The organism is Mesorhizobium sp. B2-4-12 (assembly GCF_006441575.1).
Lineage (GTDB): Bacteria > Pseudomonadota > Alphaproteobacteria > Rhizobiales > Rhizobiaceae > Mesorhizobium.
In genome coordinates this window covers 98,526-108,587 of sequence record NZ_VFVC01000014.1, presented here as the reverse complement: position 1 = coordinate 108,587, position 10,062 = coordinate 98,526, and the positions used below count along the sequence as shown (strand labels likewise).

At 63.2% G+C, this 10,062-nt stretch carries 5 protein-coding genes; 2 read left to right on the top strand and 3 right to left on the bottom strand.

All coding sequences use genetic code 11. The features are described 5' to 3' along the window. Positions 1 to 113: 113 nt before the first annotated feature. Both FJ934_RS11390 and gltB read right to left on the bottom strand, forming a co-directional pair. Positions 114 to 1,568: a glutamate synthase subunit beta gene (locus FJ934_RS11390; RefSeq protein ID WP_140609735.1), complete on the bottom strand. Its 1,455-nt coding sequence runs from the start codon at positions 1,566 to 1,568 to the stop codon at positions 114 to 116. Between the two features lie 141 nt (positions 1,569 to 1,709). Continuing rightward, positions 1,710 to 6,446, bottom strand: coding sequence for a glutamate synthase large subunit (gene gltB, locus FJ934_RS11385; RefSeq protein WP_140609734.1), 4,737 nt, complete (start codon positions 6,444 to 6,446; stop codon positions 1,710 to 1,712). 464 nt (positions 6,447 to 6,910) lie between these two features. Here gltB and FJ934_RS11380 point away from each other — a divergent pair, with 464 nt between their 5' ends. Beyond that, the gene (locus FJ934_RS11380) at positions 6,911 to 7,963 is read left to right on the top strand and encodes a low specificity L-threonine aldolase (protein ID WP_140609733.1); all 1,053 of its coding nucleotides are present in this window, start codon (positions 6,911 to 6,913) and stop codon (positions 7,961 to 7,963) included. A 123-nt stretch (positions 7,964 to 8,086) separates the two neighbouring features. Here FJ934_RS11380 and FJ934_RS11375 read toward each other — a convergent pair whose 3' ends face one another. After that, a complete protein-coding gene (locus FJ934_RS11375; RefSeq protein WP_140609732.1) occupies positions 8,087 to 8,554 on the bottom strand; it encodes an Hsp20 family protein in 468 nt (155 codons plus the stop codon). 480 nt (positions 8,555 to 9,034) lie between these two features. On the opposite strand from FJ934_RS11375, the gene FJ934_RS11370 reads away from it, so the two are divergent. Then, positions 9,035 to 10,012 (top strand): alpha/beta hydrolase, encoded by a 978-nt coding sequence (locus tag FJ934_RS11370; RefSeq protein WP_140609731.1) that lies wholly within the window; start codon positions 9,035 to 9,037, stop codon positions 10,010 to 10,012. Positions 10,013 to 10,062: the final 50 nt, after the last annotated feature.

Sequence of the window (10,062 nt, the reverse complement as noted above, 5' to 3'; positions counted from 1 at the left end):
ACCAATTTACAAAGCTCAATCAACGCGCAAAACAAAACCCCGCCGAAAATCGACGGGGTTCGTCAGCAGTCTGAGGCGCCGGATCGGCGCCTTTTCCATTCGAAGCAGACGCCTCAGCGAGGCAGGACGCTCGACCCCATCAGCGCTTCGTCGATCGAGCGCGCCGCCTGACGGCCTTCGCGGATTGCCCAGACGACCAGCGACTGGCCACGGCGCACGTCGCCCGCCGCGTAGAGCCGGTCGACACTGGTCCTGTAGTCGCGGTCATTGGCTTCGACATTCCTGGAGCGGCGGCTGTCGGTGACGATCTTCATCTCACCCTCCAGTTCCTTCGCCACGCCGGCCGCCGCCGGGCCGGCAAAGCCGATGGCGATGAAGGCGAGATCAGCGCGGATGACGAATTCGGTGCCGGGGATCGGCTTGCGCTTCTCGTCGACCTCGCAGCACTTGACGCCCGTGAGTTGGCCTTCCTCACCGATGAATTCGAGCGTTGCCACCTGGAACTCGCGCTCGGCGCCCTCCGCCTGCGAAGACGAGGTGCGCATCTTGGTCGCCCAGTAGGGCCAGACCGCGAGCTTGTCTTCCTTCTCGGGCGGCTGTGGGCGGATGTCGAGCTGGGTGACGCGCACCGCGCCCTGGCGGAAAGCGGTGCCGACGCAGTCGGAGGCGGTATCGCCGCCACCGACGACAACGACATGCTGACCGCCGGCGATGATCGGATGCGACGGCCACGCAACCGACTGGATCGGCTCGCCGCCGACGCGGCGGTTCTGCTGCACCAGATAGGGCATCGCGTCGTGCACGCCGCCGAGATCGTCGCCCGGAATATTGGCCGCGCGCGGCGTTTCCGATCCGCCGCAATAGAGCACGGCGTCATGCTCGGCCAGCAGTTCGGCGACGGGCTTGTCGACACCGACATTGACACCGCAATGGAAGGTCACGCCCTCGCCCTGCATCTGTTCGATACGCCGGTCGATATAGTGCTTCTCGATCTTGAAGTCGGGAATGCCATAGCGCATCAGCCCGCCCGGCCGGCTCTCGCGCTCATAGACATGCACGTCGTGGCCGGCCCGGCCCAACTGCTGGGCGGCCGCCATGCCGGCGGGGCCGGAGCCGATGATGGCGACCCGCTTGCCGGTCTTTTTTTCCGGCGGATAGGGCCTGATATGGCCGGTCTCATAGGCCTTGTCGGCGATCGCCTGTTCCACCGTCTTGATGGCGACCGGAATGTCCTCGAGGTTCAGCGTGCAGGCTTCCTCGCAGGGCGCAGGGCAGATGCGGCCGGTGAACTCGGGGAAATTGTTCGTCGAATGCAGGTTGCGGATCGCGTTGTCCCAATCCCTGTTATAGACGAGATCGTTCCAATCGGGGATCTGGTTGTGGATCGGGCAGCCGGTCGGTCCGTGACAGTACGGAATGCCGCAATCCATGCAGCGCGCGGCCTGTTTCTCGACCTCCTTGTCCGACATCGGCAGCGTGAATTCACGGAAATGCCGGATGCGGTCGGAGGCAGGCTGGTACTTGTGCACCTGCCGGTCGATTTCGAGAAAGCCTGTTACCTTGCCCATAGTCCAGTTCCTGCTGTCCAGATGGTGCGGTTTTCGCCGCACCCGTTAACCTCTTGAGGCAGCCATGGCAACCTTGCGCCAGAGGTCAAACTGTCGATGAAGGTGGCCGGGAAGCCTGAGCTCCCCGGCAATTGCAAAAGTCTATTCCGCCGCGACGCCCATGCGCATGCGTTCCATCTCGATCAGCGCGCGGCGGTATTCGACCGGCATGATCTTGCGGAATTTCGGCCGGAACGTCGCCCAGTCGTCGAGGATCTCACGGCCGCGCACCGAACCCGTAAAGTGGACGTGGTTCGAGATCAGCTGATAGAGCCGCTCCTCGTCATGGCTGGTCATGTCGCCGGAGACGTCGACGCGCCCCTTGTGGTCGAGGTCGCCGCCATGGTGCAGCAGCTTCTCCATCAGGTCGTCTTCTTCCGGAACCGGCTCCAGCTCGACCATCGCCATGTTGCAGCGCTCGGCGAAATCGCCTGCCTCGTCCAGCACATAGGCGACGCCGCCCGACATGCCAGCGGCGAAGTTGCGGCCGGTCTTGCCGATGACGACGACGACACCGCCGGTCATGTATTCGCAGCCATGGTCGCCGACGCCCTCAACGACGGCGGCGACGCCCGAATTGCGCACCGCGAAACGCTCGCCTGCGACGCCGGCGAAATAGGCCTCACCCTCGGTCGCGCCATAGAGCACCGTATTGCCGACGATAATGGAGTCCGCCGCGACGATCTTGGCCTCTTCGGGCGGGCGGATGACGATGCGTCCACCCGACAGGCCCTTGCCGACATAGTCGTTGCCGGCGCCGACGAGCTCGAACGAGATGCCGCGCGCCAGGAAGGCGCCGAACGACTGGCCGGCGGTGCCGGTCAGCTTCACCTGGATCGTGTCCTCGCGCAGGCCCTTGTGCTTGAAACGCTTGGCGACTTCACCCGACAGCATGGCGCCAGTCGAACGGTCGACATTGCGGATGTCCACCTCGATCTTGACCGGCTGCTTGGCCTCCAGCGCCGGCTTGGCGAGTTCGATCAGCTTGCGGTCGAGCACGTCATGGATCGGGTGCTTCTGCCGTTCGGTCCAATGCACCGCCTCATGCGGCGCATCGGGCTTGTAGAACATCTTCGAGAAGTCGAGCCCGCGCGCCTTCCAATGCTGGATCACGTCGCGCTTTTCCAGAAGGTCGCTGTCGCCGATGATCTGGTCGAGATGGGTGTAGCCCATTTCGGCGAGCAGCCCCCTCACCTCTTCCGCCACATAGAAGAAGAAGTTGATGACGTGCTCTGGCGTGCCCTTGAAGCGCTTGCGCAGCACCGGGTCCTGCGTCGCCACGCCCACCGGGCAGGTGTTGAGATGGCACTTGCGCATCATGATGCAGCCCGCCGCGATCAAAGGCGCAGTCGAGAAGCCGAACTCGTCGGCGCCGAGCAGCGCGCCGATGATGACGTCGCGCCCGGTGCGCAGGCCACCGTCGACCTGCAGGGCCACGCGCGAACGCAGACCGTTCAGCACCAGCGTCTGGTGCGTCTCGGCCAGGCCCATTTCCCACGGGCTGCCGGCATGCTTGAGCGAGGTCAGTGGCGACGCTCCCGTGCCGCCATCATAGCCGGAGATGGTGATGTGATCGGCACGCGCCTTGGCGACGCCCGCCGCGACCGTGCCGACGCCGACTTCCGACACCAGCTTGACCGACACGTCAGCCGCCGGATTGACGTTCTTCAGATCGTAGATCAGCTGCGCCAGGTCCTCGATCGAATAGATGTCGTGATGCGGCGGCGGCGAGATCAGGCCGACGCCCGGCGTCGAATGCCGGACCTTGGCGATGGTCGCGTCGACCTTGTGGCCGGGCAATTGCCCGCCCTCGCCGGGCTTGGCGCCCTGTGCGACCTTGATCTGCATCACATCCGAGTTGACCAGATACTCCGCGGTCACGCCGAACCGGCCGGAAGCGACCTGCTTGATCGCCGAGCGCTCCGGGTTCTTGCCGCCGCCGGGCAGCGGCAGGTAGCGATCCGCCTCTTCTCCGCCCTCGCCGGTGTTCGACTTGCCGCCAATCTGGTTCATGGCGCGCGCCAGGGTGGTGTGCGCTTCCCTGGAAATCGAGCCGAACGACATCGCTCCGGTGGAGAAGCGCTTGACGATCTCGGCCGCCGGCATGACGTAGTCGAGCGCGGGCTTCTTGCGCCCCGTCTCGTCGGCCAGCTTGATCTTGAACAGGCCACGGATGGTCTGCGCGCGCGCCGTCTCGCTGTCGATCTGCGCCGAATAGTCCTTGAACGTCTCCCATGAACCCTGGCGCACGGCATGCTGCAGGGTGGCCACCGCGTCGGGCGACCACATATGCGCCTCGCCGCGCATGCGGAACATATATTCGCCGCCGACCTCCAGGCTGTTGCGCAGCACCGGATCGTTGCCGAAACCATCGGCGTGACGGCTGAGCGTCTCGGCCGAAATCTCGTCCAGCCCGACGCCTTCGATCAGGGTCGCCGTACCGGTGAAATACTGCCGCACGAAGTCCGACTTCAGCCCGATGGCGTCGAAGATCTGCGCGCCGCAATAGGACTGGTAGGTCGAAATGCCCATCTTGGACATCACCTTGAGGATGCCCTTGCCGATCGACTTGATGTAGCGCGACACGACCTCGTATTCGTCGACTTCTTCCGGCAGCTCGCCGCGCTTGTGCATGTCGAGCAGTGTGTCGAAGGCGAGATAGGGATTGATCGCCTCGGCGCCATAGCCGGCGAGACAGCAGAAATGATGCACTTCGCGCGGTTCGCCGGATTCCACGACGAGACCGACCGCGGTACGCAGCCCCTTGCGGATCAGGTGGTGGTGCACCGCGGCCGTCGCCAGCAATGCCGGAATGGCGATGCGGTCCGGCCCGACCTGGCGGTCGGACAGGATGATGATGTTGTAGCCGCCGGCGACAGCCGCTTCCGCCCGTTCGCACAGGCGGTCGATGGCGCCCTGCATGCCGGCCGCGCCTTCGCTCGACCCGTAGGTGATGTCGATCGTCTTGGTGTCGAAACGGTCCTCGGTGTGGCCGATGGAACGGATCTTTTCCAGATCGCCATTGGTCAGGATCGGCTGGCGCACTTCGAGCCGCTTGCGGCGCGAATTGCCGACCAGGTCGAAGATGTTCGGCCGTGGCCCGATGAAGGACACCAGGCTCATCACCAGTTCCTCGCGGATCGGGTCGATCGGCGGATTGGTCACCTGGGCGAAGTTCTGCTTGAAATAGGTGTAGAGCAGCTTCGACTTGTCCGACATCGCCGAGATCGGCGTGTCCGTGCCCATCGATCCCACCGCTTCCTGGCCGGTGGTGGCCATCGGCGACATCAGCAGCTTGGTGTCTTCCTGGGTGTAACCGAACGCCTGCTGGCGATCGAGCAGGCTGACATCCTTGCGCAGCGCGCGCGGCTCGACCGGCTTCAAATCTTCCAGGATGAGCTGCGTGTTGGCGAGCCAGGTCTTGTAGGGGTGCTTGGTCGCGATCTCGGACTTGATCTCCTCGTCGGGGACGATGCGGCCCTTGGCAAGGTCGATCAAAAGCATGCGGCCGGGCTGCAGCCGCCACTTCTGGACGATCTTCTCCTCCGGCACCGGCAGCACGCCGGCTTCCGAGGCCATGATGACGCGGTCATCGTCGGTGACGATGTAGCGTGCGGGGCGCAATCCGTTACGGTCGAGCGTGGCGCCGATCTGGCGGCCATCGGTGAAGGCCACCGCCGCCGGCCCGTCCCATGGCTCCATCAATGCGGCATGGTATTCGTAGAAAGCCTTGCGGTCGGCGTCCATGAGCTTGTTGCCGGCCCAGGCCTCGGGGATCAGCATCATCATGGCGTGGCTGAGGCTATAGCCGCCCTGGAACAGAAACTCGAGCGCATTGTCGAAGCACGCGGTGTCCGACTGGCCTTCATAGGAGATCGGCCAGAGCTTCGAGATGTTGTTGCCGAACAGTTCGGAATCGACCGATGCCTGTCTGGCCGCCATCCAATTGTTGTTGCCGCGCACCGTGTTGATCTCGCCATTGTGCGCGACCATGCGGTAGGGATGTGCCAGCTTCCACGACGGGAAGGTGTTGGTCGAAAAACGCTGGTGAACGAGGATCAGCGCCGTTTCGAAGCGCGGATCGGTCAGGTCCCTGTAGTAGGCGCCGACCTGATAGGCCAGGAACATGCCCTTGTAGACGATGGTGCGTGCCGACAGCGACACGCAATAGGCGCCAATATCCTTATTGTCGTTCTCGGCGTAGATGCGGCCCGAAATGACCTTGCGCAGCAGGTAAAGCCGGGCCTCGTATTCCTCGTCGTCGGGAATGTCCGCTGTACGGCCGATGAAGACTTGCCTATGGAATGGCTCGGACGCCGCGATGTCGGGCGCCTTCGACAGCGATGAGTTGTCGACGGGCACATCGCGGAAGCCGATGAGCGGCAGCCCTTCCGACTGCGCCGATTCCGCGATGATGTCCTCGATATGGGCGCGAAGGGCCGGGTCCTGCGGCATGAACCAGTGTCCGACGCCGTACTGACCGGCCGGCGGCAGTTCGATGCCTTGGGCCGCCATCTCCTCGCGGAAGAACTGGTCAGGCAGTTGCACCAGCACGCCGGCGCCGTCGCCGACCAGAGGATCGGCGCCGACGGCGCCGCGATGCGTCAGGTTCTCGAGCACGGCAAGCCCGTCCTCGACGATCTGGTGCGACTTCACGCCCTTCATGTTGACGATGAATCCGACGCCACAGGCGTCATGCTCGTTGCGCGGATCGTAAAGACCCTGGGCGGCAAGACCGTTGGTGGTTCGGCCAATGTCGGTTCGGGAGATATTTTTGACGGCAGCCGCTTTCGTCTGCGCGGCCTGGCCGTTCGTCGCAGAGAGCGTCATATCCGTCATCGTCCTGTCTCCATTTCAGCCCTGCAGGCGCTGGTTTGCCTCGGCAAGCGCTTGGCTCACCCTGATCCTTGCGGCACGTCTTGCGAAATCCTTGCCGAACCAGACGGCATGCCGCATGGTTCGCATTCGTACAGGCCAGCGTCCGGCCGTCCACCTGTCGCGGCAACAGCCGGAGAGGCCAATATGTTACGCCAATCCGGCCAGTTTTGTGCGACAAAATAAGACAGCACTACTGTCCTAAATTTTTATGGCAGAATTCCCCGATGCACACAAGACCGATTCACAAAAAACTTGGAGCTTCCACGACATAAAATTACGTGAAGCCGGAAGGAAACGTAAGCTTCAGTCGCCAATCCCCGCCAGTCGGCCTGGCTGGGTTTAATGGTTTTCCAGCCTCTGGCCCCTTGCGGTCGGCTCCCGAAACCGGTCAACTCGACGCTGATTTCCCCAACACAGGCAGATGCATGTTCTTCGCTTCCGACAATTGGGCAGGCGCCCATCCCGATATCGCTGCCGGCCTGTCGGCCGCTTCAGGCGGCTTCGCCACGGCCTATGGCGACGGCGCGCTCGACCAGGCGGTCTACCAGCGTTTTAGCGAGATTTTCGAACGCGAGGTCGCCGTGTTCTTCGTGGCGACCGGCACGGCCGCCAATTCGTTGTCGCTGACCACCTTCAACAAGCCCGGCGGCATTTCTTTCGCCCACCGCGAATCGCATGTCATCGAAGACGAGTGCGGCGCGCCGGAATATTTTTCGGGCGGTTCGCGGCTGCATGCCGTCGATGGCTCCCTGGGTAGGATGGACCCGCACAATCTGGAAAGGGCGATCGGCCGTTTCGCCGGCGAGGTGGTCCATTGGGGCCGGCCGATGGCTGTTTCGATCACCCAGTCGACGGAGGTCGGCACTGTTTATGGCCTGAACGATATCGCCGCGATCTCATCCATCGCCAGGCAGCATTCCGTGCCGCTGCATATGGACGGCGCCCGCTTTGCCAATGCGCTGGCCGCGCTCGACACCACGCCGGCCGGGATGACCTGGAAGCGCGGCGTCGACATCCTGTCCTTCGGCGGCACCAAGAATGGCTGCTGGTGCGCCGAGGCGATCGTGCTGTTCGATCTCGACCGCGCCAAGGAACTGTCCTTTCTGCGCAAGCGTGCCGCGCAGCTGTTTTCGAAGTCGCGTTTCATCGCGGCGCAGTTCGAAGCCTATTTCAAGGACGGACTGTGGCTCGACACCGCCAGGCATGCCAACGCCATGGCGGCGCGCCTGGCCGCGGCGATCGAGGATTCGCAGACGGCGAAGTTGGCCTGGCTGCCGCAAGCCAACGAGGTGTTCGCCGTGATCAAGAAGGCCGAGGCCGACAAATTGCAGGCGGCGGGCGCGGTCTTCTACGACTGGCATAAGCCGCACGGCTTCGACGGCCATATCGGCGAGGACGAGCTGCTCTATCGCTTCGTGACCAGCTTTGCCACGACTTCAGAGGAAGTCGATCGCTTCGGCCAGTTGATCGCCGGATAAATCAATCTCCCGGAATAAAAAAGCGGCGCCTTTCGGCGCCGCTCCGTCTCGGGAGGAGAGTTCGGAGCAATTCCAGGAAAAGTGTGAAGCGGTTTTCCGTCCGGAATTGCGTTACCACCGATATTAGGCAGCAGTCTTGGCCTCGATCTGCTTGGCGTTGGCCGGAGCCGAAGTGATCGCGATCTTGCGCGGCTTCAACTCCTCCGGAATATTGCGCTTCAGCTCCACGAAGAGAAGGCCGTTCTTCAGCGTGGCGCCGACGACGTCGACATGGTCGGCAAGCTGGAAGCGGCGCTCGAAGGCCCTGGAGGCAATGCCGCGATAAAGCAGTTCGGATCCTTCACCGGTACCCTCGTCCTTGCGCTCGCCTTTCACGGTCAGCACGTTGCGGTGAGCCTCGATCGAGATTTCCTCATCCGAGAATCCGGCAACAGCCATCGAAATCCGGTAGGAATCCTCGCCGGTGCGCTCGATGTTGTAGGGCGGATAAGTCTGCGCGCCATCGGGCTGCGCAAGCGAATCGAGCATCGTGAAGAGACGGTCGAAGCCGACGGTCGAACGGTAAAGCGGGGAAAAGTCAACGTGACGCATGATGTGTTCTCCTGTTGAGCAACATGGTTTGCGTATGGCCGGTACGGAACCCTTGGTTTTGGCGTCCCGGATGGACCAGCGGTCCCAATCTTGGCGACCGCTCCAGACATTTGGGAAGCGTCCCAAGGCATTTCAAGATTTTTGCCGGTCGGAAAAAAGCGGGCCTTTGCGCTTGATGAACGGCAGATGAACCGGCGCTTCGGCGCGCGTTCAGACAGCCGCCGCTAAGGTGATTTCAAGATCGAGGACTGGCGGCGCCGAATTTGAATGGCAGATACCGCAACGAAGCCGAACCGGGTGTCAACGTCCCTTCCTCCCGGATCGACAGGGGCCGGAAGCACGCTCTGAGCGGCTTCCGGCCTTCCCCATTGGGGTCCTGCATAACCTGGATTTGCTTTGCTTTTGATGTATTGGCGTCTATCACCTTGACGAGGCCAGCCGTGACAGGCTGGCGCGAAGACGCCGAGCACAAAGCGCCGCATGACGGACATTTTCGACGACACCCCCCTCTTTCACGCAACGCCGGACAATCCGCGGCCGGAAAACGCCACCGGTGGCTTCTTCACCACGCGCGATCGCAAGAAGATACGCTACGGCCTGTTCGCGGCGGTGGCGCGTCCGATGCGGGGCACCGTGGTGCTGCTGTCCGGCCGCAACGAATGCATTGAGAAATATTTCGAGACCATCCGCGACCTTGCGGCGCGAGGCTTTGGCGTCGCCACCTTCGATTGGCGCGGCCAAGGCGGTTCCGACCGGCTGATCCGTGATCGCCAGCGCGGCTATGTCAGATCCTTCCGCAACTATACGGCCGATCTGGAGCAGTTCTTCGAGGAGATCGTGCTACCCGATTGCCGCGGGCCGTATTACATCCTCGCCCATTCCGCGGGCGCCGTGATCACGCTGCTTGCGGCGCCGTCCATGGTGAACCGCGTGCGCCGCATGGTGCTGATCGCGCCGTTCCTGACACTGCCGGATCTGCCGGTCTCGATATCGACCGTCCGCCGCGTCTGTTCGTTCTTTTGTTTGCTGGGTCTTGGCCGGCTCTACGCCGCCTGGGGTCCGCGGCCCAAGGTAACGGCGCCCTTCGAAACCAACAAGGTGACGTCCGATCCAAAGCGCTATCGCCGCAACACGGGGATCTACGAGGCGTTCCCGCAACTGGCGCTTGGCGGCCCGACGATCCGCTGGCTGCAGGCAGCTGCGAAGGCATCGGAAGCCATCAGCGACCCCGACTTCATGGCCCGCATTCAGGTGCCCCTGCTGATCATCGCCGCCGGCGCCGACCAGGTCGTTTCGACCAAGGCGGTGGAGGCATACGCCAGAAGTCTGAGGCTCGGTTCGCTGCTGATGATCGACGGCGCCAAGCACGAAATCCTGCAGGAAGTCGATCTGTACCGCGAACAATTCCTCGCCGTCTTCGACGCCTTCATTCCCGGCTCGGACGACCCCACGGCCTGAGCGGCACCGCGGCTCGGTGGCCAACTCCGCGAGGGCTGAGCGATGCGCCC

What these genes read in the sequence shown, in the direction of transcription:
- FJ934_RS11390 (WP_140609735.1), bottom strand. Translation starts at nt 1,568, where the DNA reads ATGGGCAAGGTAACAGGCTTTCTCGAAATCGACCGGCAGGTGCACAAG.
- gltB (WP_140609734.1), bottom strand. Translation starts at nt 6,446, where the DNA reads ATGACGGATATGACGCTCTCTGCGACGAACGGCCAGGCCGCGCAGACG.
- FJ934_RS11380 (WP_140609733.1), top strand. Translation starts at nt 6,911, where the DNA reads ATGTTCTTCGCTTCCGACAATTGGGCAGGCGCCCATCCCGATATCGCT.
- FJ934_RS11375 (WP_140609732.1), bottom strand. Translation starts at nt 8,554, where the DNA reads ATGCGTCACGTTGACTTTTCCCCGCTTTACCGTTCGACCGTCGGCTTC.
- FJ934_RS11370 (WP_140609731.1), top strand. Translation starts at nt 9,035, where the DNA reads ATGACGGACATTTTCGACGACACCCCCCTCTTTCACGCAACGCCGGAC.